We start from the raw sequence: 25,925 nt of genomic DNA, 5'->3' as shown, positions 1-25,925 counted from the left end.
CCGTCGACGATGGTGCGCCACAGCGTCTCGGCCCGGGCGCTGACCTCGTGCGCCACCGGCGGGAAGGTGATCGTCCAGACGACGACCGCGCTCACGAGGAACGTCAGGGCGTCGACCCAGAGCGCGAGGTAGTCCCCGGAGGCGTCGAGCCCCGGCATGACCGCGTGCAGCGGGGTGTTGACCAGGGCCAGGCCGGAGAACAGCAGCGCGGCGACGGGGGCGGTGCCGTAGTCGGCGACGAGGCTGAGCTGGTTGGCGGTCTCGAGCTTGTCGCGGGGCACGAAGTTGGGCATCGCCGCCTCCTTGGCGGGCGCCCAGAACAGGCCGACGCACTCGATGAGCAGCGTCGCGACGTAGAGCCACCAAAGCGTCCCGACGAGCGGGATGGTGCAGATCAGCAGGAACCGCAGCCCGTCGCCGACGATCATCACGGTCCGGCGGTTGAACCGGTCGGCCAGGGCCCCGGCCAGCGGCCCGAAGACGATGGCCGGCGCGAGCCGCAGGATGAAGATTCCCGAGACCGCGAGGTACTCCGCGGCCGGGCTGGTGGCCAGGGTGCCGGCCAGGGACGTCGTGGCCAGGATGCCCAGCCAGTCCCCGAAGCTGGACAGCGCGAAGGTGGACCAGAGCCGGCGGAACGCGGTGATGGCGAGCACGCCGCGCACGTCGCCGGCGAGGCCCGCCGGTGGGGAGTGCTCTGGCTGGCTCACACGGTGAGCCTAGGCCAGAGCACCCCCGCGACGGCCTAACCCTGCGGCGGCCCCTGCGCGGCGGCCCGCTCGGCGTTGGCGTAGATCGCGTCGCGCACGTAGAACGACATGCCCGGGCGGATCTCGTCGTAGGTCGCCGTGAAGCGCGGGTCGCTGACGTACATGTCGGCCAGGCCGGTGTGGAACGCGTGGGAGCAGTCGTAGAAGCGCCGGTCGATGTGCAACCGGTGCTGCTCGGCGGCGTCCATGGCCGCCTCGCTGGTCGGCGGCTCGCCGGCGTCCATGGCCGCGACGAACGCCGCGTGCAGCGCGTCGGTCTCGGCCTTGACCTCGGCCCAGTCGGCCTTGGTCCAGCCCTTGGTGCGCTGCGCCGACTGCTTCCAGGCGTCGGTGTCACCCCACCGTTCCTGCGCCTCGGCCTGGTTCTCGTAGAAGCCGTCCCCGAAGAGCTCCTTCATGTCCTCGGTGGTGGCGGGTTGCTGGTTCATCTCCCTCTCCAGTGCTCGGTCGATGGCTGTCACGAGATCGCGCATCTCGTCGAGCCGGGACATGACCGCTGCGCGTTGACGCCGCAGGTGGGCCTCCACCGTCTCGGGGTGCTCCAGCAGGAGGGCGACCTCCTCCAGGGCGAACCCGAGCCGTCGGTAGACCACGATGTGCTGCAGGCACACGAGGTCGTCCTGGGTGTAGAGCCGGTAGCCGGCCGCCGAGCGCTCGCCCGGCGACAGCAGCCCGATCTCGTCGTAGTGGTGCAGCGTGCGCACCGTCACCCCGAACCGCTCGGCCACCTGGCCCACGGTCAGGGACTCACCTACCCGCGTCGTCCCGGTCATGGCACCGACTATGGGCCCTCACGCCACGTGAGGGTCAACACCCTTTCCCCGGTATGCCGTGTCCTCACCTCCCGCACCCGCGTGGGCCGCCGGCCCCCACCGGCCGGGCCCGACCCGGGCGGGCGGGCGGGTCAGACTGGCTCGGCCATGGCGAAGGGCACGGTGAGCAGCCCCAGCCGGGTGCGCACGTGGTAGCGGGTGCGGGCACGCTTCTCGACCACGCCGGTCGTCCCGGCGTAGCGGCCGCTGCCGCCGACTCGCACCACGGTGCCCACCGGCAGGGCGACCCGCTCGGCCGCGACCGTCGGCTCCGGGCGGCCGCCCCGCGCGGCGACGGGCTCGGCGGCCGTCCGCCGGCGCAGCCGGGCCAGCTCGCGGTCGTAGGCGGGGTGCATCGGCACGACCTCGCCGTGGAAGCGCCAGGTGATGACGTGTCGCGGGTCGAAGCTGCGCGAGCACTGCCCGCAGGTCACCACCCGGGTCGGGCGACGGTGGCGGGTCGTGGTGTGCCCCGCCGGGCAGGTGCCGGTCCACGGCGCGGGCGGCCGGGCGGAGGCGGTGTCGACGCAGCGCCGGCCGGAGGAGCCGATCTCCAGGGCCTTGGCCCGCCAGACCGCGTCGTGGCCGTGGTGGGCCCCCACGAGGGCATGGGCGATCTCGTGCAGCACGGTGTCGCGGACCTCCGCCTCGGTGTGCAGCGCGGTGATCGCCCGGCTCAGCCCGATCTCGCGCCGGGCGGGCCGGCAGACCCCGGCCCGGGTCTTGGCGTTGTCCAGCACCAGCCGCCACCCGACCAGCCCGTGCTCGGCCATCAGCGCCGTGGCCATGCGGCGCGCCCCCTCGAGCTCCATCATCCCTCCGATTCGAACAGGTGTGCGATGTGGTGACGAGGTTAGGGCGGGGTGCCGACACACCTCCGCCGCCCCGGTGGCGCGAGGGGCGGCGGAGGTGATGGCACGGGATACGGCAGGTCAGGCCTTCTTGGCCGCGGCCTTCTTCGCGGTGGTCTTGCGTGCGGTCGTCTTCCTGGCCGTGGTCTTCTTCGCCGCGGTCTTCTTGGCCGCCCGCTTGCGGGTGGTCGGGCCCTTGGCGCGCTTCTCGGCGAGCAGCTCGGCACCGCGCTCGGGCGTGATCGACTCGGGGTCGTCGTCCTTGCGCAGCGTCGCGTTGGTCTCGCCGTCGGTGACGTAGGGACCGAACCGGCCGTCCTTGACCAGCATCGGCTTGCCGCTCACCGGGTCGTCACCGAGCTCCTTCAGCGGCGCCGCGGCGGCGCGCCCGCGCTGCTTGGGCTGGGCGTAGATCGCCAGCGCCTCCTCCTCGGTGATGGTGAACAGCTGCGCCTCGGCCTGCAGCGAGCGCGAGTCGGTGCCCTTCTTCAGGTAGGGCCCGTAGCGACCGTTCTGGGCCGTGATCTCCTCGCCGGACTCGGGGTCCTTGCCGACGACCCGGGGCAGGCTGAGCAGCTTCAGCGCGGTCTCGAGGTCGAGGGTCGCCAGGTCCATGTCCTTGAACAGGCTGGCGGTGCGGGGCTTGATCTTGCTCTTGCCCTTGAGGTTCGCCAGGTCCTCCGGCAGCACCTCGGTGACGTAGGGGCCGTAGCGGCCGGCCTTGGCCACGATGTCGCGGCCGGTCTCGGGGTCCTGGCCGAGCACGCGGCCGTCGTCGGCGGCCGCCTCGAGCAGCTCGCGGGCCTTCTCCGGGGTCATCTCGTCGGGGGCGACGTCGTCGTTGATGGTGGCTCGGCGGGACTCCCCGCTCGCCCCCTCGGCGACCTCGCCGGTCGCGGCGTCGACGCCGGCCGGCACGGTCTCCTCGACGTAGGGGCCGTAGCGGCCCACCCGCACGACGATGCCGTCGCCGATCTCGATGGTGGAGATGCCGCGGGCGTCGATCTCGCCGAGGTCGTCCACGAGGGCGCGCAGCCCCTCGATGCTGGTCGCCTCGTCGCCGAAGTAGAACCGCTTGAGCCAGGCCACGCGGCCCTCGTCGCCGTTGGCGATGCGGTCGAGGTCCTCCTCCATGGCGGCGGTGAAGTCGTAGTCGACCAGCTTGGGGAAGTGCTCCTCCAGCAGCCGGGTCACCGCGAACGCCAGCCAGGTCGGGATCAGCGCCGAGCCACGGGTGCGCACGTAGCCGCGGTCCTGGATCGTGCCGACCGTCGCCGCGTAGGTCGACGGACGCCCGATCCCCTTCTCCTCCATGGCCTTCACGAGGGTGGCCTCGGTGTATCGCGCGGGCGGGCTGGTCTCGTGGCCGTCGGCCTCCGCACGCAGCACCTCGAGCGCGACGCCGGTGCTGAGCTTGGGCAGGCGGCGCTCCTCGTCGGCGCGCTCGGCCCTGGCCACGGCCTCGTCGTCGCGGCCCTCCTCGTAGGCGGCGAGGAAGCCGCGGAAGGTGATGACGGTGCCGCTGGCCGAGAACTCGACGACCCGGCCGTCGGCCAGGGTGGCGCCGAGCTTGACCGTGGCGGTGGAGCCGCGGGCGTCGGCCATCTGCGAGGCGACGGTGCGCTTCCAGATGAGCTCGTAGAGCGCGTACTCCTCGCCGCGCAGCTCACCGGCGACCTGGGCCGGGGTGCGGAAGCGGTCGCCCGCGGGGCGGATCGCCTCGTGCGCCTCCTGGGCGTTCTTGACCTTCTTCTCGTAGCGGCGCGGCGAGTCCGGGACGTACTCCGCGCCATACAGGTCGCGGGCCTGGCTGCGCGCCGCGGTGAGGGCGGCCTCGGACAGCGTCGTGCTGTCCGTACGCATGTAGGTGATGTAGCCGTTCTCGTAGAGCCGCTGGGCCACGCGCATGGCGTTCTTGCTGGACAGGCGCAGCTTGCGGCTGGCCTCCTGCTGCAGCGTCGAGGTCGTGAACGGCGCGGACGGCCGGCGGGTGTAGGGCTTCTCCTGCACGTCGGTGACGCTCACGGCGGCGGCGCGCACGCCCTCGGCGATGGCGTGGGCGGTGGCCTCGTCGAGGTGGACGACGTTGGCGCCCTTGAGCTGGCCGGTGTCGTCGAAGTCGCGCCCGGTGGCGACGCGCTTGGCGTCGACCGCGCTCAGCCGCGCGGTGAAGGCCTGCCCGGGCGAGCCCTGCGGCGAGAAGTCCCCCTCGACGTCCCAGTAGGACGCCTTGCGGAAGGCCATCCGCTCGCGCTCACGCTCGACCACCATGCGAGTCGCGACGGACTGCACGCGGCCGGCGGACAGGCCCTGGCGGACCTTGCGCCACAGCACCGGGGAGACCTCGTAGCCGTAGAGGCGGTCGAGGATGCGCCGGGTCTCCTGGGCGTCGACGAGGCGGGTGTCCAGGTCGCGGGTCTCGGTGGCGGCGCGCTGGATCGCTTCCTTGGTGATCTCGTGGAACACCATGCGCTTGACCGGGACCTTGGGCTTGAGCACCTCCAGCAGGTGCCAGGCGATGGCCTCGCCCTCGCGGTCCTCATCCGTGGCCAGCAGGAGCTCGTCGGCGTCCTTGAGCAGGCGCTTGAGCTCGGCGACCTTCTTCTTCTTGTCCGGGTCGACCACGTAGTAGGCCTCGAAGCCGTTGTCGACGTCGACGGCGAACTTGCCGTAGGGGCCCTTCTTCATCTCCGCCGGGAGCTCGCTGGGGTTGGGCAGGTCACGGATGTGCCCGACCGAGGCCTCGACGTCGTAGTCCTTGCCCAGGTAGCCGGCGATCGTCTTGGCCTTGGCAGGCGACTCGACGATGACCAGGCGGCGGCCTGTGCTGGTGCTCATGGGTACCCCACTTCCGTTCCACACGACCACGTGCAGCGGATTCGTCGCTGCTCGGACGGGGCCATGCGTCTCAGACGGTAAGGCATGAAATCGGGCACCACGTACCAAGCGGGGCCGAAAGGGGACTTGGGTCCTGACCTGCGGGGACCACCGCGCGTGTCTGAAACCGCCAGTTAGTTGAACATTAAACTTTGCTCGGCGTATGCTGGTGCCGTGACCGAGACCACCCCTGACAGCCGTATGCCGGTGCTCTACCTCAGCCACGGCGCGCCGCCGCTGGCCGACGACACCACCTGGACGCGCGAGCTCGCCGGATGGTCGGCCGGGCTGCCGCGGCCCACCAGCGTCCTCATGGTCTCGGCGCACTGGGAGGAGGCACCGCTGGCGCTGTCCGCGACGACGAAGGTGCCTCTCGTCTATGACTTCTGGGGCTTCCCGCAGCGCTACTACGAGGTGACCTACGACGCGCCCGGCGCGCCCGAGCTGGCCGCCGACGTGACCAAGCTGCTCCACTCCCCCGCCACGCCGGTGCACCAGGACACCCGGCGCGGGCTGGACCACGGCGCCTACGTGCCGCTCGTGGAGATGTACCCCGAGGCCGACATCCCGGTGCTGCAGATGTCGATGCCGACGCTGGACCCGCAGAAGCTCTTCGAGATCGGGCGCAAGCTCAAGCCGCTGCGCGACTCCGGCACGCTGATCGTCGGGTCGGGGTTCACCACCCACAACCTGTCGGAGTTCAACCCGCGGCTACCCTCCGACTCCCCGGCGCCGTCGTGGTCGACCGAGTTCGACGCCTGGGCGCGCGAGGTCATGGCCACCGGCGACGTCGACGCGCTGATGGACTTCCTGCACAAGGCCCCGGCCGCCCGGCGCGCCCACCCGCGCACCGAGCACTTCGCGCCGCTGTTCGTGTCGTTGGGTGCGGCATTCGAGGCCGGCACGCCGGACAACCGCTCCGTCATCGAGGGGTTCTGGTACGGCCTGTCCAAGCGCTCCTGGCAGCTCAACTGAGCCTCGCCGCACGCCGCCCCTGCGTCGTGGCAGGCTGCGGCGCATGGACCTCCACGCGCTGACCGACCAGGTCGAGCAGATCTCCCACGTCTACGCCCAGCGCTTCGGCATCGACCGGGACGACACGTGGTTCCTGCTCAAGCTGCAGGAGGAGGTCGGCGAGCTCACCCAGGCGCAGCTGATGCGCGACGGCCAGGCCCGCACCAAGGGGCTGACCCCGGACGAGCTGGACGCGGCGTTCCGCTCCGAGGTCGCCGACGTGCTGTGCCAGACCCTGCTCCTGGCCCGACACCACGGCATCGACCTCGACGCCGAGGTCGAGCGCAAGTGGCTGGTCTGGCGTGACGCGCTTGCCTCACCCGAGGCCGTGGCGACCCACGAGCGCTGAGCGCCGGGCGCACCCACGCCTCCCGGACACCGACCTCGGGTCATGACCTGAGGCCCGTGTCCGGCACCCGAGGTCCACCCGGTCAGACCGGGAGCAGGAAGCCGTCGGCGACCAGCTCGCGGACCACCGGCAGCGCGGCCGCACGCACCTCGGCGGGGTCCTGCTCGAGCAGCGCCGCGATGGCCTCGAGCGCCTGACCCGCGGTGAGGTCGCCGTCACAGACGCTGACGAACGCGGCCATGACGGTGTCGACCCGCACAGCCCGGCGCAGCCCGCTGCCCTGCCGGATGACGATCACGCTGGGGTCCTCGGCACCGGGCCGGGAGTGCCGCTCCTCGGTGACGTCCTCGGCACACCGCCACGCCGCCGCCAGCACCCCGGCGTCGCCGTGCTCGGCCAGCCAGGTGCGGGCGCGCACGCCCGCGAGGATCGCCGGGCCCATTGGGGAGGACACCGGCCCGGACTCCTCCACCAGCTCCACCCAGGTATCGCGCGCCGTCGCCGGCCGCTGCACCGTCACCACCCCGAAGCCGACCGACCCGACCCCGCGGGTCGCGAAGTCGGCCAGCCACGCGGCATACATGGCTTCGTACTCGGGCGTGCCCGGCACGTTGCCGCCGTCGCGGGCCCAGAGCTCGGCGTACTGCGCGGGGTCCTGCACGTCACGCTGGATGACCCACGCGTCCAGGCCCGTGCCCTCCAGCCAGCCGCGGACGCGGTCGCGCCAGTCGGCACCCTCGGCGACCTCCCAGTTGCCGAGGAACTGCCCGATGCCGCCGGGCTCGAGGTGCTCGCCGATGGTGCGCACCACGGCCTCGACGAGGGCGTCGCCGGCGAGCCCGCCGTCGCGGTACTCGAACAGCGGGACGTCCGAGACGCGCGGGGTGATGACGAACGGCGGGTTGCTGACGATGAGCTGGAAGCGTTGCCCGGCAACGGGTTCGAACAGGCTGCCGCAGCGCAGGTCGAGCTCGAGGCCGTTGACGGCCGCGTTGAACGCGGCGAAGTCCAGCGCGCGCCGGGACAGGTCGGTCGCGACGGTCGAGCCGGCGTGCCCGGACAGGTGCAGGGCCTGGACGCCGCAGCCCGTGCCCATGTCGAGCGCCCGGTCGACCTGCGGGCGCGGCGTCCACGCCGCCAGGGTGGTCGACGCGCCGCCGATGCCCAGCACGTGGTCGGGGGCCAGCGCCGCACCGGTCGCCATCTCGGACAGGTCCGAGGCCACCCACCAGCTGTGCGACTCGTCGGCGTGTGGGTGCAGGTCGCACGTGGCGCGGACCCGGCCCTCGCCCACGGTCACCAGGCCCAGGCGCTCCAGCCCCTCGAGACCCAGCGTCGGCAGCGCAGCGGAGACGGCCTCGGCGGGCACGGGCCGGCCGAGGGTGAACAGGCGCACCAGGGTGGCCAGCGGCGTGCCCGCGTCCCGGGTGGCCAGGTCGGCGGGCAGCAGCTGCTCCCGGCCGAGCGCGTCGTTGGCCACCGGGCCCAGCGCCGCCGCGATGCCGTCGACGGTGAAGCCGGCCGCCGCGAGGTCGGCCCGCAGCGACGGGACGAGGTCGGGCAGCGGGACGGGCGGGGCCGGGCTGGGGGTCATGGCGCCAGCCTAGGGCGGGACGACGGACCGCCCCCGCTTCCGGGCGGGATGGGGGCAGCCCGCCGCCGGCAGGCACGTACCCGGTAGGTCGGCGGTCAAACGCGGGCTCGCCTCCCCGGTCAGGAGATGAGGGCGTCGATGGCCTTCTTCAGGGCGCTCGGCTGGGAGGGCTTGCGGGGGGCCGTCTTCTTCAGCTCGATCATCTTCGCCCCGATCTCCTGGAGCTGGTTGCGACCGAGCCCGTCACGCACCGTGGGGAACCACTCCTGCTCCTCCTCATCCATGTGGTGGCGCACCGACTCGATGAGGACGGTCGTCTTGGCGTCGAACCGCTCGTCGTCGGGCTCCATGGACCACAGCTCCATGCACAGCACGTCGGCCACGTGGTGCTCCTCGTAGGACTCGAGCACCTCGTCCTCGACCTCCGGCAGCAGCGCGCGGACCTCGGGGTACATGACCTCGTTCTCGATGTAGGTGTGCACGGTGAGCAGCTCGATGATCTTCCTGACGATCTGCCCCTTGCGCACATGGGCGTTGTCCCCCGCCTCCTCGAAGTCGCGGAACAGCCGGCGCACTTCCTTGTGGTCGTCCTTGAGCAGCACGATCGCGTCAGTCGACATGGGACCTCCGTGGCGGTGGAAGGAAAACGCGGGCGGCGTCGCCCACGACTGTCGTACCCGGCGCGCTGCGGGACAAACCGTGGTCGGGTCAGCCGCGCGGTTGGCCGGCCAGCAGCCGCACCACGGCCCGCTCCACCCCCTGGCGCACCTCGGGCACCATCAGGTCGTCGCCGCCCAGCCGCTGGAGGGCCGCGGCGATCGTGCGACCGGCACCGAAGTGCTCGACCACCCGCGGGTCCACGTAGGACCGGCGCGCGACCGCCGGGGTGTTGCCGAGCTCCTCGGCGACGAGCTCCATGGCCGCCCGCTCGGCGCGGGCCCGGGCCGCCTTGCTGGCCGCCGGACCGGCCTGGGCCAGGGCGACCGCCGCCACCACGGTCGCCCGCCACGTGCGCAGGTCCTTGACGGTGTAGTCCTCGCCGGCCAGCTCCTTGAACCGGGCGTTGACGTCGTCGGCGTGCACCTCGCGCCACTCACGGCCGTCGCGGTAGACCAGCAGCCGGTCGCTGTCGCAGCGCGCCCGCCGCAGCGCCCGGATGGCCGCCGCCAGCTTGTCGTCGCGCAGGCTGACCGAGCGCGCCAGCCCGCCCTTGGCGGTGTACTCGAAGACGACCTCGCCGCGGCGCAGGCACACGTGCTCGCGCAGCAGCGTGGCCACGCCGTGGGTGCCGTGCTCCTGCACGTACGCCTCCCCGCCGGTGCGGAACACGCCGTAGTCGAGCATCCGCAGCGCCACCCCGAGCACCCGGTCGCGCCCCAGAGCCCGGGCCGTGAGGTCGGCCTCGACCGCCTCCCGCACCGTGTGGATGCCGCGGGCGAGGGTGAGCACGCGCAGGTGCTTGGCCTCGTTGCGACTCTCGTGCCAGGCCTCGTGGTAGAGGTACTGCCGCCGGCCCGCGTCGTCGGTGCCGACGGCCTGGATGTGCCCGTGCGGCCACGGGCTGATCCACACGTCGCGCCACGCCGGCGGGATGGCCAGCGAGGAGATGCGTTCGCGGGTCTGCGGGTCCACCGCCTGCCCGGAGGCGTCGACGTAGGAGAACCCCCGACCCCGACGCAGGCGGCGGATGCCGGGCCCGTCGGGCTTGCTACGGCGCAGGCGCATGCCCGAGTGGTACCCCGATGGGCGCCCGCGCGCACGGTGACCCGCCGCACGGGTCGCCTCGAGGCGTGCCGGCGCCGGCCTCAGGCGGGCAGCTGGCGGGACTCGACCATGTGCTCGGCCACGGCCCGCAGCTTCATGTTCTTGTCCTGGGAGTAGCGCCGCAGGATGGCGAACGCCTGGTCGGCGTTGAGGTTGAACCGCTCCATGAGGATGCCCTGCGCCTGCCCGATCAGGTGCCGGGCGTCGATGGCCTTGCGCAGGCTCGACTCGTTACGGGCCGACGCCAGCGCGACCGACGCATGCCCGGCGAAGATCGTGGCCACGGCGATGTCCTCGTCGTCGAAACGGCCCGGCTCCACGGCATACAGGTTGAGCGCACCCATGGTGTTGTTGTGCGTGAACAGCCGCAGGCTGAGCACGCTGCGCACGCCCAGGCCGGACACCTGGCGGCACCACTCCGCCCAGCGCGTCTCGGTCTCGGTGTCGTGGATGACGAACGTCTCGTGGTCCCAGATCGACTCCAGGCACGGACCCTGCCCGCACTCCATCTGCAGCCGGTCGGCCTTGACGACGAGGGGGTCCGTGGTGGCGGCGGACTCGACCTCCTTGCCGCCGTGCACGAGCATCACGCCGGCGCAGTCGCACGCCAGCGCCTCCTTGGCGAACTGGGCGACCGTCTCGACGGTCTGCCCGACGTCCTCTCCCTGGTGCATGTGCCGGGCCATCTCGGCGAAGTCCGCCGCGAACGACGGGTCCACGTCGACCTCCTGAAGGTGTGGGGCAAGAAGGGGGGGGCGGCCAGGGGACTGCCGGGCCTTGGAACGACACCATGCACCAGGCGGTGTGCCGCGCTCAAGACCGGGCGCGAATGTGCCCGAAGTGTCCCGGTTCAGTCGATGACGAGGGCGTCCTCGTCCTCCCCTGCAGGGGACGCCAGCGCCTCGCGCAGCCGCTCGAGCAGGTCTCGCAGCAGGCGGGAGACCTGCATCTGGCTGACCCCGAGCTCGGCGCCGATCTCGGCCTGGGTGCAGCCGCGGACGAACCGCATGACCAGGATCGCCCGCTCCCGGGGCGTCAGCGCCGTGATCACCGGGACGAGGGTCTGCAGCCGGTCGATCCGCTCGAACGCGTCGGTCTCGTCGGGGACGAGCTCGCCGAGGGTGGCGCCGGTCTCGGCGCGGGCGGGCGCGTCGAGCGACAGCGGGGCGAAGCACCCGTCGACGGTGAGGGCCTCACGCAGCTCGATCAGGTCGACGGCCAGCGCTCGGGCCAGGTCGGAGGGGGACACCGGGCGCCCCAAGGCCTGGACGAGCTCAGGCTCCACCCCGTGCACGGCGCCCTGGAGCTCCTGGATGCGACGCGGTGGGCGCACGGTCCAGGCGAAGTCGCGGAAGTGGCGCTTGATCTCCCCGGAGATGGTGGGGTTGGCGTAGGCCGCGAAGCTGGACCCCTCGCTGGGCCGGAAGCCGCGCACGGCCTTGACCAGCCCGACATAGGCGACCTGGAGCAGGTCCTCCCAGTCCACCCCCCGCCCGCGGTAGCGCGAGGCGATGTTCTCGGCCGTGCCGATGTTGAGCAGGAACGCCTCGTCGAGGAGGCGGCTGCGCACCTCGGGGCACTCGGCGAGAGCGGCCTGCTCGAGCAGCTCCAGCGTCTGGTCGTTGCGGGTGGGGCTGTCGTCCCTGGTCGGCGGGTCCTCGGCAGCAGGAGGCGGTGCCGCGGCTTGCGATGTCATGTGACGCCCGTTCATCCGAACGTGGTGACATGGCGCCGCTTCTGGACCTGCCGCGGTCACTAGAACACGGATGGGGCACAGGGCACAACCCCGCCAGACCGGGGCACGTCGGACAACCCCGTTCTGGTCCGGGGTGCCGCACAAAGCTGGCACAGCACCCCGGCGGGGGATCGTTACCCCCACCGATCCGGGCCTAAACAGACGCAGGTCATGGCACGCTCCCGCCATGACTGGCTCCTCAGATGACGCCCGCCCGGGCGAGACACCGACCCAGCGCGCCGACCGCAACTGGGACGAGCTGCTCCAGGAGCTGCGGGTGGCGCAGACCGGCGTGCAGGTGCTCACCGGCTTCCTGCTGACCCTGCCGTTCCAGGCCCGCTTCGCCCACCTCGACGCGGTGCAGCGGGCCACCTACCTGACCGCCGTGGTGCTCGGGGTGGTCTCCATCGCGCTGCTGATCGCCCCGGTCAGCTCCCACCGGCTGCTGTTCCACCAGCACAAGAAGCGGGTGCTCGTGGAGACCTCCAACCGGCTCGCCAAGGCCGGCCTGACCACGCTTGGGCTGACCGTGGGCAGCGTCATCCTGCTGGTCTTCGACGTCGTCGTCGGCCGCACCGCCGGCATCGTCGTGGGAGGCGCGATGCTGCTGCTCTTCCTGCTGGTGTGGTTCGTGCTGCCCAAGGTGGTCCTCGCCCGGGCCAGCGACTCGGCCTGAGCCGCCCCGGACGCACCGCGGCCGGTCACCTCGGGGAGGTGACCGGCCGCGGATACCGGTATGCCGGGCGGCTCAGACCGCTGCGGAGGCGGGCTCCTCGGCGGCGGCCCCGTCGTTGCTGTCGTCGCCGATCGCGATGTCGCGACGCTTCGAGACGGCGATCGCGCCGACCGCGATGAGCAGCGCCACCACGGCGATGCCGTAGCGCAGGACCGAGTTGGCGCCGGAGCCGATGGTGAGCTGGACGATGGCCGGGGCGATGAGCACCGAGACGAGGTTCATCACCTTGATCAGCGGGTTGATCGCCGGGCCGGCGGTGTCCTTGAACGGGTCACCGACGGTGTCGCCGATGACGGTGGCCGCGTGGGCCTCGCTGCCCTTGCCGCCGTAGTTGCCGTCCTCGACGATCTTCTTGGCGTTGTCCCACGAGCCACCGGAGTTGGCGAGGAACACGGCCATGAGCACGCCGGCGCCGATCGCCCCGGCCAGGTAGCCGGCGAGGGGGCCGATGCCCAGGCCGAAGCCGACCGCCACCGGGGCCATCGCGGCCAGCAGGCCGGGGGTGGCCAGCTCGCGCAGCGAGTCCTTGGTGCAGATGTCGACGACGCGGCCGTACTCCGGCTTCTCGGTGCCGGCCATGATCCCGGGGTGCTCGCGGAACTGGCGGCGCACCTCGAAGACGATCGCCCCGGCGGCGCGGGTCACCGCGTTGATCGCCAGGCCGGAGAACATGAACACCACCGAGGCGCCGAGGATCAGCCCGAACAGGTTGGACGGGGTGATCACCTGGTAGTCCAGCAGCGACACCTTGGTCGAGACCGACGGCTCCACCTTGAGCGTCTGCGCGGCGGTGAGGATCGCGGTCTTGGCCGCGTCGGAGTAGCTGCCGAACAGGGCCGTGGCGGCCAGCACCGCCGTGGCGATGGCGATGCCCTTGGTGATCGCCTTGGTGGTGTTGCCGACCGCGTCGAGCTCGGTGAGGATCTGCGCGCCCTCACCGTCGACGTCACCGGACATCTCCGCGATGCCCTGGGCGTTGTCGCTGACCGGGCCGAAGGTGTCCATGGCCACGATGACGCCGACCGTGGTCAGCAGCCCGGTGCCGGCGACGGCGATGAGGAACAGCGACAGGACGACCGAGCCGGCCCCGAGCAGGAACGCGCAGTACATCGCGGACCCGATGATGACGGCGGTGTAGACCGCCGACTCGAAGCCGACGCCGATGCCGGCCAGGACGACCGTGGCGGCGCCGGTGAGCGAGGTGCGGGCGACGTCGCGGGTGGGTCGCTTGTCGGTGCCCGTGAAGTAGCCGGTGAGCCAGAGGATGATCGCGGCCAGGGCGATGCCCAGCCAGACCGCCAGCGTGGCCACCAGGCGCGGGTCGCCGTTGATCTGGGCGACCTCCTGCGGCACCCCGGCCAGCGCCGAGAAGGAGGAGGGCAGGTAGAGGAACGCGGCCACAGCCGAGAGCACGGCCGAGACGAACGCGGAGATGTAGAAGCCGCGGTTGATCGCGACCAGGCCGCTCTCCCCCGCACGGGCCCGGGTGACGAACACGCCGAGCACCGCGGTGAGCGCGCCGATCGCCGGGACGATCAGCGGGAAGACCAGGCCGTGGGCGCCGAAGGCGGCCTTGCCGAGGATGAGAGCGGCGACCAGCGTCACGGCATACGACTCGAACAGGTCGGCCGCCATGCCGGCGCAGTCACCGACGTTGTCGCCCACGTTGTCGGCGATCGTCGCCGCGTTGCGCGGGTCGTCCTCGGGGATGCCCGCCTCGACCTTGCCGACCAGGTCGGCGCCGACGTCGGCGGCCTTGGTGAAGATGCCGCCGCCGACACGCATGAACATCGCGAGCAGCGCGGCGCCGAAGCCGAAGCCCTCGAGCACCCGGGGGGCGTCGCCCTTGTAGAGCAGCACCACCGTGGACGCGCCGAGCAGGCCCAGCCCGACGGTGGCCATGCCGACGACACCGCCGGTGCGGAAGGCGATCTGCATGCCCTCGTCACGGTGCCCGTCGCGGGCCGCCGAAGCGACGCGGACGTTGGCCTTGACCGCCAGGCTCATGCCCAGGTAGCCGATCGCGGCCGAGAACACGGCGCCGAGGACGAAGAAGCCCGAACGGCCCCAACGCACCCCGGCGGAGTCGGCCGGCAGCGCCAGCAACAGGACGAAGACGATGACGACGAAGGCGGAAAGGGTCTTGAACTGCCGGGCCAGGTAGGCCTGGGCGCCCTCCTCCACGGCGCCGCCGATGGTCTGCATGTTCTCGGTGCCGGGATCGGCGGCGAGGACCTGCTGCCGGAAGAACACACCCATGACCAGCGCCACCACCGCAATGGCAGCGACGACGATCACGAGGGTGAGGTTCGTGCCGGAGAGCGACAGCGTTGTCGCGTCGGCGGCTCGGATGAGGCCGGGCATTCCATCCTCCTTGTCAGGGAACAGCGGAACTCGCCTGCAAACGACGTCAGCCCACCTGAGCACGGGGGCTGACGCGGTGGAGCGTACCCGTGACCCACATCACACCCAACCCGAAAGGCTGTGACCGGCGTCACGTGTCCGGTCAGGGTATGCGCGAGTGCCGCCCGACGTGGGGACCAAGGTCCACGCGGCGTGGGGCGGTGAATGAGGTGCGGCGCCTGATGGGGTGGCGCCCAAGGCGTGGCGCCTCAGGGGTGGCGCCGCAGCTGCGGCGCGCGCCTGGGTCAGGCGTGTGCGCCGACGGCGTCGTCGACCGACCCGAAGATCTGGAAGACCTTGTCCAGGCCGGTGATCGCGAACACCTTGAGGATCCGCTCGGCCGAGCAGACCAGCCGCAGCGAGCCGTCCTGCGCCCGCACCGACTTCAGCCGGCCGACGAGGACACCGAGCCCGGTGCTGTCCATGAAGGTCACGCCACTGAGGTCGACGACCAGGTGGGTGTGGCCGGCCTTGATCTGCTCGTCAAGGCGCTCACGCAGCGTCGGCGCGGTGTAGACGTCGATCTCGCCGCCCACATGCACCACGGTCACGCCCCCGCGTTCTGCACTGGAGATCGACAGGTCCACGAGCGTGCTCCTCACTGCGCGGTGGTGACCCACATGATTCTGCGGCTCACAGGTGCGCCAAGACTAGCGCCGTGGCGCTCCTGCGACAGCAAGTTGGCCAGGCGGTGGGGCGGTCGTGGCGTCGGGTGTCCGCCACGCGTCATACCGTAGTGGCGATGACCGAGCACGTCCTCCCCCCTGTGGCCGATGCGCGGTTCGACCCCGTGGCCACCCTCGAGCAGCTCGCCGGGGGCCGGCGGCGCGAGCGGCTGGTCCATGTCCACACGGTGCCGGCCCGCCAGGAGCAGCTCGCCCCGTGGCCGGAGTGGGTGGCCCCGCCGGTGTGGTCGGCGTTCGCCTCCTCCGGCATCACCTCCCTGTGGGCGCACCAGCGGGAGGCGGCGGACGCGGCCCGCGCCGGGGAGCACGTGGTCATCTCGACCGGCACCGCCTCGGGCAAGAGCCTGGGCTACCTGCTGCCGGTGCTCTCCGACGTCGTCGACGGGGCGTCGGCGGCGACGGGCCGGGGCGCGACGGCGCTCTACCTGTCCCCCACCAAGGCCCTGGCGGCCGACCAGCTGGCCCGGCTGCAGGCACTGGCCGTGCCGGGGGTGCGCGCGGCGACCTACGACGGTGACACCCCTCCGGAGGAGCGGCGCTGGATCCGCGACCACGCGCAGTACGTCCTGACCAACCCCGACCTGGTGCACCACTCGCTGCTGCCCGGCCACCAGCGGTGGGCGCCGTTCCTGCGGGCCCTGCGCTACGTGGTCATCGACGAGTGCCACGTCTACCGCGGCGTGTTCGGCTCGCACCTGGCCGCCCTGCTGCGCCGGCTGCGGCGGGTGTGCGCCCGCTATGGCGCGTCCCCCACGTTCGTCCTCGCCTCCGCAACCGTGGCCGACCCGGCCGGCCAGGCCGCCCGCCTCATCGGTATGCCGGTGCGCCCGGTCGTGCAGGACGGCTCACCGCGGGAGTCGATGACCTTCGGGCTGTGGGAGCCGGGGCTGGTGCCCGGTGGCGGGGAGCACGAGGCACCGCACCGGCGCAGCGCCGTCGCCGAGACCGCCGACCTGCTGGCCGACCTGGTCAGCGCCGGCGTGCAGACGGTGGCCTTCGCCCGGTCGCGAGTCGGGGTCGAGACCGTGTCCGCGAGCGCCCGGCGCGCCCTCGCGGAGGTGGACCCCCGGCTGGAAGGTGCGGTGGCGGCATACCGGGGTGGCTACCTGCCCGAGGAGCGGCGGGATCTGGAGCGGTCCCTGCGCGGCGGTCGGCTGCTGGGGCTGGCGGCCACGAACGCCCTCGAGCTGGGCATCGACGTCAGCGGCCTCGACGCGGTGCTCCTCGCCGGCTGGCCGGGCACCCGTGCCTCGCTGTGGCAGCAGGCCGGGCGGGCGGGGCGGTCCGGGTCCTGCTCGCTGGCGGTGATGGTGGCCGGCGACGACCCGCTCGACACCTACCTGGTGCACCACCCCGAGGCACTGTTCGAGCGGCCGGTGGAGGCGGCGGTGCTCGACCCGGACAACCCCTACGTGTTGGCCCCCCACCTCGCCGCCGCCGCGGCCGAGCTGCCCCTGACCGACGCCGACGCCGAGGTGTTCGGCCCGGGCATGCGCCCGCTGGTGGACACGCTCGTCGCCCGGGGGGTGCTGCGGCGGCGGCCCACCGGGTGGTTCTGGGCCCGGTCGGACCGCGCCGCCGACCACGTCAGCCTGCGCGGCACCGGCGAGCCGGTGGTGCGGATCGTGGAGCGGGGCAGCGGCCGGGTGCTGGGCACCGTCGACGGCACGGCGGCGCACTCCAGCGTCCACACCGGCGCGGTGTACGTGCACCAGGGACGGACCTTCGTGGTGACCGACCTGGACCTGGCGGAGTCGGTGGCGCTCGTGGTCGAGGGCGACCCCGGCTGGTCGACGCAGGCCCGCTCGGTCAGCACGTTCGACATCGGCGCGGTGGAGCAGCAGACCGACTGGGGCGAGGTGCAGGTGCACTTCGGGTCGGTCGAGGTGCGCACCCAGGTGACGGCGTTCCTGCGCCGGCTGCCCTCCGGCGAGGTCCTCGGGGAGCACCCCCTGGAGCTGCCGGAGCGGGCCCTGCGCACCAAGGCGGTGTGGTGGACCATGCCTGAGGATCTGCTCGCGGCGGCGGGCATCGAGCCGGTGGACATCCCCGGGGCGGCCCACGCCGCCGAGCACGCCGCGATCGGGATGCTGCCCCTGGTCGCGACCTCGGACCGGTGGGACATCGGCGGCGTCTCGACCGCGCTGCACCCGGACACCGGCCTGCCGACGATCATGGTCTACGACGGGCACCCGGGTGGGGCGGGCTTCGCCGAGCGGGGCTTCCACGCGGTGCGCACGTGGCTGTCGGCGACCCGCGACGCGATCGCCGCCTGCGAGTGCGCCACGGGATGCCCCTCGTGCGTGCAGTCACCCAAGTGCGGCAACGGGAACGAGCCGCTGGACAAGGCCCGGGCGGTCGCCCTGCTCGAGGTCGTGCTGGCCGCCGAGGGGACCGCGGGGCCGGAGAGGGCTAGGGTCACAGCCACGGATCCCGGACCCTGACCTAGGAGGCCCACCCATGATCCTGCTCGGCCTGATCCTCATCGTCGTCGCCCTCAGCGCGGTGGCCTTCGCCGCCGCCGCCGTCGGGTCCAGCTCGGCGAGCATCCACCTCAGCGCTGCCGGCGTCGACGTCTCGGTGACGCCGCTGGCGATGTTCCTCGCCGGCGCGGCCGCCTTGCTGCTCCTGGTCCTGGGTCTGTGGCTGGTGGTCTCGAGCCTGCGCCGCAAGGTCGCCCGCCGGATGGAGCTGCGCCAGCTCCGCAAGGAGCAGGCCGCGACCGCCGCCGAGGAGGAGGCCGCCCGCGCGCGGGCCGCCGAGGCCGGGGCGACCACCCCGCTGCGCCCGGCCCACCACGACACGACCCGGCCCCTCGACGACACCGCGGGCCAGACGACGGTCCTGCCGGAGGAGACCCGCGCGGAGCGTCGGGCCGACCGTCACGTCGACTGACCCTCGCCTGACCTGCCGGCGCGGCTGACGCGTCCGGCGGTCAGCCGGCGTCCACCGGTGCCGGGCCGGCTCGTGCCCTGGCCCGGGCCGGGCCCAGTCGTCCGGCCGGCACCACCACGATGACGGTGACCAAGTCGGCGACCGGCGCACAGGTCTGCACCGTCGCCCCGTTGGCCCCGGCGACCCGTCGCGCCTCGGCGCAGGCCAGGTCGGCAGGTGCCCCGTCCAGCCACCGTTGGGCCGCGGCCAGGGCGGAGAGGTCGGCGGCTGCCCGCGCCCGGTGGCTGGCGAGGACGGCCGTCAGCAGCGCGCAGCCGGCGACGGTGAGCAGTCCCAGAGCGAGGCAGAGACCCAGCGCCAGCACGGTGGCGGACCCCCGCTCGCCGCACCGGCGCCTTCGCCGCCCGGCCGTGGCGGTCACAGTTGCCCTCCCTCGACCTCGCGCCGGGCCGTGGCACTCGCGGACGGGCGCCACTCGACCGGCACCAGCCCTGCGAGCCTGCGCACCGGCGCGGTGACCGACACCGTCACGTCTCCACCTCCGGCGGAGACCGCCACGACGGCACCGGCCGGCGCGTCGCGCCGGACCTGTGAGGACACGGCGTCGACCGGGTCCCCTCGCGCCGCCGCGCGGGCACCGGCCCGGGCCGCGTCGACGCACCGCACCTGGTCGACGGCGAGCCCGAACGCCCACAGGGACAGGGCGAGCACGGCAACGACGACAGGCAGGACCACCGCCAGCTCGGCCGTGACCATGCCCGCCTGTCGTCGCTGCCGGGACCTCACGAGGCGATCGCCAGGGCGGTGGTGATCAGGTGCGAGAGTGCCGTCTTGATCGCCCCCGAGCGCACGACGGCGATGAGCACCGCCGCGAAGGCGCAGGCGGCCAGGGTCCCCACGGCGTACTCCGCCGTCGTCATGCCGGCCTGGCCGGTCAGGGCGACCCTGCGGCGAACGGCCCGGTAGGTGCGGGTGAGTGCAGGTGTCATGCGTCTTCTCCTTCGTGGTGAGTGCCGGGATCCGGCGTGAACCGGGCCTCACGCGCCCAGGACCTGGTGGGTGAGGGCGAGCACGACCGGGGCGACGGTCGTGAGGGCGAACGCCGGCAGGAACGCCAGGCCGAGCGGCAGCACCACCCGCGCCCCGAGCCGGGAGGCCGCGACCTCCAGCCGCGCGGCCTCGGCCCGGCGCAGGTCACCGGCGGCCATGTGCAGCAGGTCGGCCGGCGCGGCACCGGCCGTCGCCGCCATGTGCAGCGCCCGGGCCGCCGGCTGCCACGCGGCCGGGACCGCCGACCAGGCGCGGGAGTCCTCCACTCCCCAGCGCAGCGCGGCCGAGACCCGGCGCAGCTGGTCCGCCGCGGGTGGGCCAACCCGGTCCGCCACGGCATCGATGGCCTGGACGATGCCCGCACCCCCGCGCAGGGCCAGGGCCAGCAGGTCGAGGGTGTCGGCCACGTCGGGCATCGTCAGCGGCGGAGCGGCCCGGAGGGCCCGCTCTGGCAGCGCGGTCCGCAGCGGCAGGCGCGGCGCAGGCGCCGAGACGAGCAGGACGGCCAGGGTCACCAGCACCGCTTCGAGCGGCGTCACGAGAGCACCGGCCCGCGGACGGCTCCGGCGACGAGCCGGCGCACCCAGGCCCGTCCCACCACGGCCAGCGCGACGCCCATGACGAGGCAGCCCTGGTTGAGCGGGGACCCGAGGTAGAGCCTCGACGGGTCCAGCCCCACGGCCAGGGCGATCAGCGGGCCCCCGATCGGCAGCACCGTGAGGATGTTCATCGTCGAGCGCGCCCCGGCGACCGCGGCCAGCATGCGCTCCCGCTGGGCCATCGAGCCGCGCACGACCGCTCCCGCGGTGCGCACGGCGTCGGCCAGCGGGCCGCCGGTCTCCTCGCTCAGCGACCACGCGGCGGCCAGCACCCCCAGCTCCCGTGAGCCCAGGGTGCCTGCGCCGCGGCGCAGGACTGCGGACACCGGTGCGCCCTGCGCGACGGCGCTGCCGGCCGCCCGGACCCAGGCCGCGGCGGGCCCGGGTCGGGGCTCCTGCGCGGGTGTGACCGAGTCGGCGGCGATCACGAACGCCGCGGCCGGTGCCAGCCCCGCCTCCAGCGCCGGCGCCACGGCGTCGACCAGGGCGAGGACCGTGCGGGCGATCGCACGGTCCCGCCACGCCGCCCTCCGGTGCCGGAGGCCACGGACCCGCTGCGGCAGGCGGCCCGCCGGCCGGGGCGGATCGGCGGCAGGCGCACCAGCGGGCGAGGTCAGCACCGAGAGCGTCGGCGTGGGCGGGCGACCGGCCAGCAACACCGCCGTGCCCAGGGCGAGCGCGATGAGCGCGTTCACCGCGTCGCTCCGAAGCCGTCGCCGTCGTCGGGCAACCCGCACGTCGCGGCCAGCCGGGGCCACCCCTCCGCGCGTCGCGGCTCCCCGCCAGCACCGCGCTCGAGGGCGGGGACCACCACGGGAGCACGGCCGTCGTCGCGCTGCAGGACGCCGATCGTCTCCAGGCGACGCTGCCCACCCGGCCGGCTGACGTGCAGCACGACCTGGATCGCGCTGACCAGCTGGGCGTGCACCGCGGCGGGGCTCATGCCGGCCAGGGCGCCGAGCGCCTCGAACCGGGCGACGACGTCGGAGCACGCGTTGGCGTGCAGGGTGCCGCAGCCGCCCTCGTGTCCGGTGTTGAGCGCCGTGAGCAGCTCACGCACCTCTCCGCCACGCACCTCCCCGACGACGACCCGGTCTGGACGCATGCGCAGGGACTGTCGGACCAGCGCGGTCAGCGTGGCCTCGCCGCGGCCCTCGACGTTGGCGGCCCGGGCCTGGAGGCGGACGACGTGGGGGTGGTCCACGGCCAGCTCGCGGACGTCCTCGACGACCACGAGTCGCTCACCCCCGTCGACCTCACCGAGCAGGGCCCCCAGGAGCGTGGTCTTGCCGCTGCCGGTGCCTCCGGTGACGACGAACGCGCGGCGCCGGCGGACCAGGGCACGCAGGACCGGCAACCAGCCCGGCCCGAACGCCCCCAGCTCGCCGAGCCCGGTCAGCGTCGGGGCGACCCGGCGCGGCACCCGCAGGCTGATGTGGGTGCCGTCGGCCGCCAGCGGGGGGAGCACCGCGTGCAGCCGCACGCCCCCGGGCAGCAGCCCGTCGACCCACGGACAGGTCTCGTCCAGCCGTCGCCCAGCCAGACCGGCAAGGCGGACGGCGAGCCGGCGGACCTGCGCCTCCGACCCGACGTCGACACCGGTCCGGGCGAGGAGCCCGTCGCGCTCGACCCACACCCCGGAGGCGGCGTTGACCAGGACGTCGGTGACCCGGGAGTCGGTCAGCAGCGGCTCGAGCGGACCCGCGCCCAGCACCTGCGCGGCGAGGTCGTCGCGGGCACGTTCGAGCCCGCGCTCCCCCAGCGTCACGCGCGCCGGTCCGAGCACGTCGGCCACGGCAGCGGCCGATGGCGGTCGGCCCTGGCGGATCTGCTCCCAGACGGGGTCGCTGACGGTCACGAGGCCCGCCGCTCGGCCGGCAGCAGCAACGCGGCCAGCACCGTCTCGGCGGCCCGGGCCAGCGGGCCGCGCGAGCGCGACCCCGGGGGGATGCCGTGCAGCAGGTCCGCATCGAGGCGTGGGTCGTGCCGCACCGTGGCGACCAGCGGCAGGTCGACCGCGACCGCGAGCGACTCGGCGACCCCGTCGTCGTGCCCGGTGCAGCGCACGCACAGCCACAGCTGGTCATGGGTGTGACTCAGGAACTCCGCGGCGGCGCTGGTGGCGGCCAGGGCCTGCACCCCGTCGCCGGACACCAGGACCAGCGAGTCCGCCACGGCGGCCAGCGACTGCCCGAAGGGCGCATCGGCACGGGGCAGGTCGAGCACGACGACGTCGACGCAGGCCCTCAGCGCGCGCAGCACCTCGTCGCGCGCCTCGTCAGCCGGCGCGGCCGGTCTCGTGCGGTCGAAGGACAGGACCGCCACCCCGTCGGTGGCCGGCAGCCGGCGCAGCAGCTCGGGGCCGTCGACCCGGCCGAGCGCGGCGGCAAGGTCGGGCCAGCGCAGGCCCGGCTCCTGCTCGAGGCCGAAGGTGACGTCGAGGCCCCCACCGAGCACGTCGCCGTCGACACAGGCGACGGTGCGGCCGGTGGCTGCGGCCCGGGTGGCGAGCGCGGCGGCGAGGACGGTGCCACCGACCCCGCCGGAACCGCCGACGACGCCGATCACGTGAGCTGCTGTCATGTCGCCCAGCCTCAGGCGGGACGATCCACGAGGACAGGTGGCGCCGCGGGCCTGTGGACAGTGGGACGAACGCGAGGGGGCTTGTGGACAAAGGCGGCTCACGGCATACGCGCGACTCGCACCGGACACGGCTCAGCCCGCGTTCCTGGGCCGGATCTGCACCACAACGCGGGCTGAGAGGTGTCCGGATGGGCAGCAACCCGAACGGAACCGGCTGGAGAAAGGGGACGGCCCCCGTCGGGGGGACAACGGGGGCCGTCAACGCGCCAAGCTCCGGGGGGGAGGAGCTGGTGCGTTGGCGCGCTCGACCCCGAAGGGGAGCGCGCACGTTCCATAGTGGTGCACTCAGGGCCCGAGCGCAAACCCTTGCCCCAAAAGTCACAGGAAAAGGTGATGGCACCTCGCGAACGAGGTGCCATCGACCGCGAACGCCACGGGTTACCAGGCGTGCACACGTTTGTCGCAGTGGGACAAGCCCGCCACGATCGGTCCACCAGTGGACTGCCCGCGCGTGGGTGCCCGCGCCTTTCGCGGTGGTCGTCGGGCTCCCGCCCGTCGGCTCAGGACCTGTCTACTCGCCCCCGCTGCCAAACGAAAGACTTGACTTTGCAGGCACTTCCCCGGCGGGCGTGGCGTCAGCCCAGTCGGCCGGCCAGCACCGCGTCGGCGATCCGCTGCCCCTCACGCGCCCCGGTGACGACCGCCTGGGCGCAGTGCGTGAGCCACAGCGCGACCCCCTCGCGGCTGCCGGTGCCGTATGCCGTGAGCGCACCCAGGTAGGCCGCCCCACCTTGCGCGCCGTGCCCGGCCTCGGGCACCGCGACGCCGGTCGGGTCGAGGCCGCTGGCCTGGACCACGGCCCGCTCCATGGCCCGCGCGACGGCGCCGTTGCCGCGCACGAAGGGGCGCACGACGGCGATCTCGGCGTGCACGAGGGCCGCGACGATGACGGCGGGGGCAGAGTCGAGGGCGGTGAGCAGCTCGACCAGTCCGGCCAGCCGGGCCGAGACGACGTCGGCGTCCGGCGCGGGCCCGAGGTCGACCAGCTCGGCGCAGCCCTCCCCCGGCTGGCGGGGGCGGCCCAGCTGCTCGGGGGCGACGAGCCCGGCGGCGCCCGCGACGTGCAGGCGGGCCAGCGCCTGCAGCGGCGCGGACCCCACGAGGCCACGCACGTGCTCGGTCTCGGCGGTGGCCTGGACCACTCCGCGCAGCACCTGCTCGAGCGGGTCGGGCTCGGTCGGCCACGCCAGCGCACCGCGCATCAGGTCGCGGACCACGGCGACGTCGACCTCGGCGCCCTCCAGAGCGGCACTGGCACGGGCCCCGCGGACGCGGGACTCGGCCGCCGCCTCGGGGATCCGCCGGCGCAGCGCCTGGTGCCAGCGCAGCTCGGTGCACGCCTCGCGGGCGGCGGTGGCGGCCTCGTCCACCCCGGGCAGGGCGGCGAGCGCGGCGAGGGAGTCGGCAGGTCCGGGCACGGGCACGAGCCTAGGGTCCGGCCGCCGCCCGGCCCGCACCGCCCGCCCGGCCCGCACCGCCCGCCAGCCCGCACCGACCGCCCGGCCGAGCCACCACCGCGCGGTGGTGGTTCAAGAGTTGGTCAGGAAGCGATGTGTGGGCACCCACGCGCGTCCCGGGCGACCTAGGGTCCGAAACGGGCCTTGCGGACATACCGGATGCGGGCCTGACCCAGCCCCACGATGACCGGAGTGCCCATGTCACCTCGCTTGTCCCGTCGCCCCGCGACGCTGGCCGCCACCGCGGCGCTCGCGCTGACGACGTCCCTGCTCGGAGCCGGCCTGGCCCAGGCCTCGCCCGCCGCCGACCAGCCCGCCTCGACGCCCGTGCCGATCGCGACCCCCGACGGCATGCTCATGAGCTACCTGCTCAACGCGAAGCACGCCAACCCCGGCCAGACCCGGCTGGTCGAGCGGGCCGTGCAGGCCGCGGGCGGCACCGTGGTCCAGTCCTGGCCCGAGATCGGCGTCGTGGTCGCCCACTCCACCCGCTCGGCGTTCCGCGCCGACGTCGTGCGCCTGGCCGAGGGCCACGCCGTGGAGTCGGTCGGCGCCACCCGGACCGTCGCGGTCAAGGAGGGCACGCCCGGCAGCAGCGCACCCGCGGCCCGGCACGCGTCCGCCGGCCAGATGAGCACCGGCGACGCCCAGGACGCCGGCCCGGCGACCGACCCGCGCGAGGCCGAGCAGTGGGACATGGCCATGATCAAGGCCGACCGGGCCCACCAGGTCACCGACGGCTCCCGCAAGGTCCTCGTGGGTGTCCTCGACAGCGGCATCGACGCCAGCCACCCCGACCTCAAGGCCAACATCGACGCCGCGAACTCGGCGAGCTGCATCGACGCCGGCAAGCCGGACACCACCCCGAGCAGCTGGCTGCCCACGACCAGCGGCCACGGCACACACGTGGCCGGCACGATCGCCGCCGCCCGTAACGGGATCGGCATCGTCGGGGTCGCACCGAACGTGCGCCTCGCCTCGGTCAAGGTGGTCAGCGACGACGGCTACATCTACCCCGAGTACGCCGTCTGCGGCTTCATGTGGGCCGGCCTGAAGCACATGGACGTCACCAACAACAGCTACTACGTGGACCCGTTCCAGTTCTACTGCGACGACCAGCCGGACCAGGCCGCCGCGATGGAGGCGGTCCGCCGAGCCGTCGCCTGGTCGGAGAAGCAGGGCGTGGTCAGCGCCGCCGCCGCGGGCAACAGCAACTACGACCTGGCCCACAAGACGACCGACAGCACCAGCCCCGACGACAGCACGCCGGTCACCCGGACGATCAACAACGGCTGCCACGACATCCCGACCGAGCTGCCGGGCGTGGCCACCGTGTCGGCGTTGACCCAGACGACGGACAAGGCGAGCTACTCCAACTTCGGTGAGGGCGTCATCGACGTCGCCGCCCCCGGCTCGCGGATCCTGTCCACCTGGCCCGGTGGCGGCTACGCCCTGCTCAGCGGCACCTCGATGGCCTCCCCGCACGTCGCGGGGGTCCTCGCACTGCTGAAGTCCACCCACCCCGACGCCTCCCCGGCCCAGCTCATCGCGATGCTGCGCGGCGAGGCCGACGACCACGCGTGCCCGACGGACACCCGCTGCACCGGCAGCACCGACGACAACGCGTTCTACGGCGAGGGCATCACCGACGCCCTCGACGCGGTGACCGCGCACGCGGGCTGAGCCACCC

General features: G+C 73.5%; 25 protein-coding genes. 6 read left to right on the top strand and 19 right to left on the bottom strand.

The features are described 5' to 3' along the window. The 4 genes from FB474_RS19400 to topA all read right to left on the bottom strand — a co-directional run. Positions 1 to 710, bottom strand: a 710-nt coding sequence (locus FB474_RS19400) for an MFS transporter (protein ID WP_141790471.1), incomplete at its 3' end; no start/stop codon positions are given. A gap of 35 nt (positions 711 to 745) precedes the next feature. Next, on the bottom strand, positions 746 to 1,543 hold the full coding sequence (locus FB474_RS19395; RefSeq protein WP_141786779.1) for a MerR family transcriptional regulator: 798 nt from the start codon (positions 1,541 to 1,543) through the stop codon (positions 746 to 748). A gap of 131 nt (positions 1,544 to 1,674) precedes the next feature. Then, positions 1,675 to 2,397, bottom strand: a complete 723-nt coding sequence (locus FB474_RS19390) for a SprT-like domain-containing protein (protein ID WP_246092645.1) — start codon at positions 2,395 to 2,397, stop codon at positions 1,675 to 1,677. A gap of 117 nt (positions 2,398 to 2,514) precedes the next feature. Then, positions 2,515 to 5,271 carry a type I DNA topoisomerase gene (gene topA, locus FB474_RS19385; RefSeq protein ID WP_141790470.1) on the bottom strand — a complete coding sequence of 919 codons (2,757 nt, stop codon included), beginning with the start codon at positions 5,269 to 5,271 and terminating at the stop codon, positions 2,515 to 2,517. Positions 5,272 to 5,511: 240 nt separating this feature from the next. On the opposite strand from topA, the gene FB474_RS19380 reads away from it, so the two are divergent. Both FB474_RS19380 and FB474_RS19375 read left to right on the top strand, forming a co-directional pair. Further along, positions 5,512 to 6,285, top strand: a complete 774-nt coding sequence (locus FB474_RS19380) for a dioxygenase family protein (protein WP_141790528.1) — start codon at positions 5,512 to 5,514, stop codon at positions 6,283 to 6,285. Between the two features lie 43 nt (positions 6,286 to 6,328). Continuing rightward, positions 6,329 to 6,673 (top strand): nucleoside triphosphate pyrophosphohydrolase family protein, encoded by a 345-nt coding sequence (locus FB474_RS19375; RefSeq protein WP_141790469.1) that lies wholly within the window; start codon positions 6,329 to 6,331, stop codon positions 6,671 to 6,673. An 82-nt stretch (positions 6,674 to 6,755) separates the two neighbouring features. Here the strand turns inward: FB474_RS19375 and FB474_RS19370 are convergent, their stop codons facing one another. The 5 genes from FB474_RS19370 to FB474_RS19350 all read right to left on the bottom strand — a co-directional run bounded on the left by FB474_RS19370 (position 6,756) and on the right by FB474_RS19350 (position 11,727). After that, complete coding sequence (locus tag FB474_RS19370; RefSeq protein WP_141790468.1) at positions 6,756 to 8,267, bottom strand: N5-glutamine methyltransferase family protein; 1,512 nt, start codon at positions 8,265 to 8,267, stop codon at positions 6,756 to 6,758. 119 nt (positions 8,268 to 8,386) lie between these two features. Further along, entirely contained in the window at positions 8,387 to 8,887 is a 501-nt protein-coding gene (locus tag FB474_RS19365) for a hemerythrin domain-containing protein (RefSeq protein ID WP_141790467.1), read from the bottom strand. An 88-nt stretch (positions 8,888 to 8,975) separates the two neighbouring features. Then, positions 8,976 to 9,992 carry a DNA topoisomerase IB gene (locus FB474_RS19360; protein ID WP_141790466.1) on the bottom strand — a complete coding sequence of 339 codons (1,017 nt, stop codon included), beginning with the start codon at positions 9,990 to 9,992 and terminating at the stop codon, positions 8,976 to 8,978. A gap of 80 nt (positions 9,993 to 10,072) precedes the next feature. Beyond that, entirely contained in the window at positions 10,073 to 10,750 is a 678-nt protein-coding gene (locus tag FB474_RS19355; protein ID WP_221632689.1) for a GAF and ANTAR domain-containing protein, read from the bottom strand. Positions 10,751 to 10,881: 131 nt separating this feature from the next. Beyond that, positions 10,882 to 11,727 carry a sigma-70 family RNA polymerase sigma factor gene (locus FB474_RS19350; protein ID WP_141790465.1) on the bottom strand — a complete coding sequence of 282 codons (846 nt, stop codon included), beginning with the start codon at positions 11,725 to 11,727 and terminating at the stop codon, positions 10,882 to 10,884. Between the two features lie 226 nt (positions 11,728 to 11,953). Between FB474_RS19350 and FB474_RS19345 the strand changes: the two genes are divergently transcribed. After that, positions 11,954 to 12,442 (top strand): DUF6328 family protein, encoded by a 489-nt coding sequence (locus FB474_RS19345; RefSeq protein ID WP_141790464.1) that lies wholly within the window; start codon positions 11,954 to 11,956, stop codon positions 12,440 to 12,442. 72 nt (positions 12,443 to 12,514) lie between these two features. On the opposite strand, the gene FB474_RS19340 is transcribed toward FB474_RS19345, so the two are convergent. Together FB474_RS19340 and FB474_RS19335 are read right to left on the bottom strand one after the other, a co-directional pair. Beyond that, on the bottom strand, positions 12,515 to 14,866 hold the full coding sequence (locus FB474_RS19340) for a sodium-translocating pyrophosphatase (protein ID WP_141790463.1): 2,352 nt from the start codon (positions 14,864 to 14,866) through the stop codon (positions 12,515 to 12,517). Positions 14,867 to 15,150: 284 nt separating this feature from the next. Next, complete coding sequence (locus tag FB474_RS19335; protein ID WP_425465321.1) at positions 15,151 to 15,507, bottom strand: STAS domain-containing protein; 357 nt, start codon at positions 15,505 to 15,507, stop codon at positions 15,151 to 15,153. A gap of 140 nt (positions 15,508 to 15,647) precedes the next feature. On the opposite strand from FB474_RS19335, the gene FB474_RS19330 reads away from it, so the two are divergent. Both FB474_RS19330 and FB474_RS19325 read left to right on the top strand, forming a co-directional pair. Further along, a complete protein-coding gene (locus FB474_RS19330; protein WP_141790462.1) occupies positions 15,648 to 18,035 on the top strand; it encodes a DEAD/DEAH box helicase in 2,388 nt (795 codons plus the stop codon). 16 nt (positions 18,036 to 18,051) lie between these two features. Further along, positions 18,052 to 18,486: a hypothetical protein gene (locus tag FB474_RS19325; protein WP_141790461.1), complete on the top strand. Its 435-nt coding sequence runs from the start codon at positions 18,052 to 18,054 to the stop codon at positions 18,484 to 18,486. Between the two features lie 40 nt (positions 18,487 to 18,526). On the opposite strand, the gene FB474_RS19320 is transcribed toward FB474_RS19325, so the two are convergent. The 8 genes from FB474_RS19320 to FB474_RS19285 all read right to left on the bottom strand — a co-directional run bounded on the left by FB474_RS19320 (position 18,527) and on the right by FB474_RS19285 (position 24,196). Then, positions 18,527 to 18,907, bottom strand: coding sequence for an Rv3654c family TadE-like protein (locus FB474_RS19320; protein ID WP_141790460.1), 381 nt, complete (start codon positions 18,905 to 18,907; stop codon positions 18,527 to 18,529). Further along, positions 18,904 to 19,242 (bottom strand): TadE family type IV pilus minor pilin, encoded by a 339-nt coding sequence (locus FB474_RS19315; protein ID WP_221632688.1) that lies wholly within the window; start codon positions 19,240 to 19,242, stop codon positions 18,904 to 18,906. Before FB474_RS19315 ends, FB474_RS19320 begins: the two co-directional genes overlap by 4 nt. 26 nt (positions 19,243 to 19,268) lie before the next feature. Beyond that, positions 19,269 to 19,475, bottom strand: a complete 207-nt coding sequence (locus FB474_RS19310; protein ID WP_141790458.1) for a DUF4244 domain-containing protein — start codon at positions 19,473 to 19,475, stop codon at positions 19,269 to 19,271. A gap of 48 nt (positions 19,476 to 19,523) precedes the next feature. Further along, positions 19,524 to 20,075, bottom strand: coding sequence for a type II secretion system F family protein (locus FB474_RS19305; RefSeq protein ID WP_141790457.1), 552 nt, complete (start codon positions 20,073 to 20,075; stop codon positions 19,524 to 19,526). After that, complete coding sequence (locus FB474_RS19300) at positions 20,072 to 20,830, bottom strand: type II secretion system F family protein (RefSeq protein ID WP_185746275.1); 759 nt, start codon at positions 20,828 to 20,830, stop codon at positions 20,072 to 20,074. Before FB474_RS19300 ends, FB474_RS19305 begins: the two co-directional genes overlap by 4 nt. Beyond that, positions 20,827 to 21,993, bottom strand: coding sequence for a TadA family conjugal transfer-associated ATPase (locus tag FB474_RS19295; RefSeq protein ID WP_141790455.1), 1,167 nt, complete (start codon positions 21,991 to 21,993; stop codon positions 20,827 to 20,829). The genes FB474_RS19300 and FB474_RS19295 overlap by 4 nt, the downstream gene beginning before the upstream one ends. Then, positions 21,990 to 22,718 (bottom strand): septum site-determining protein Ssd, encoded by a 729-nt coding sequence (ssd, locus tag FB474_RS19290; protein ID WP_141790454.1) that lies wholly within the window; start codon positions 22,716 to 22,718, stop codon positions 21,990 to 21,992. Before ssd ends, FB474_RS19295 begins: the two co-directional genes overlap by 4 nt. A 635-nt stretch (positions 22,719 to 23,353) precedes the next feature. After that, complete coding sequence (locus FB474_RS19285) at positions 23,354 to 24,196, bottom strand: Fic family protein (RefSeq protein WP_141790453.1); 843 nt, start codon at positions 24,194 to 24,196, stop codon at positions 23,354 to 23,356. Positions 24,197 to 24,433: 237 nt separating this feature from the next. On the opposite strand from FB474_RS19285, the gene FB474_RS19280 reads away from it, so the two are divergent. After that, on the top strand, positions 24,434 to 25,918 hold the full coding sequence (locus tag FB474_RS19280; protein ID WP_141790452.1) for a S8 family peptidase: 1,485 nt from the start codon (positions 24,434 to 24,436) through the stop codon (positions 25,916 to 25,918). Positions 25,919 to 25,925 lie beyond the last annotated feature (7 nt).

Origin of the sequence: Oryzihumus leptocrescens (assembly GCF_006716205.1) — a bacterium.
GTDB classification, from domain to species: domain Bacteria; phylum Actinomycetota; class Actinomycetes; order Actinomycetales; family Dermatophilaceae; genus Oryzihumus; species Oryzihumus leptocrescens.
This window is presented reverse-complemented; position numbering and strand designations above follow the sequence as displayed.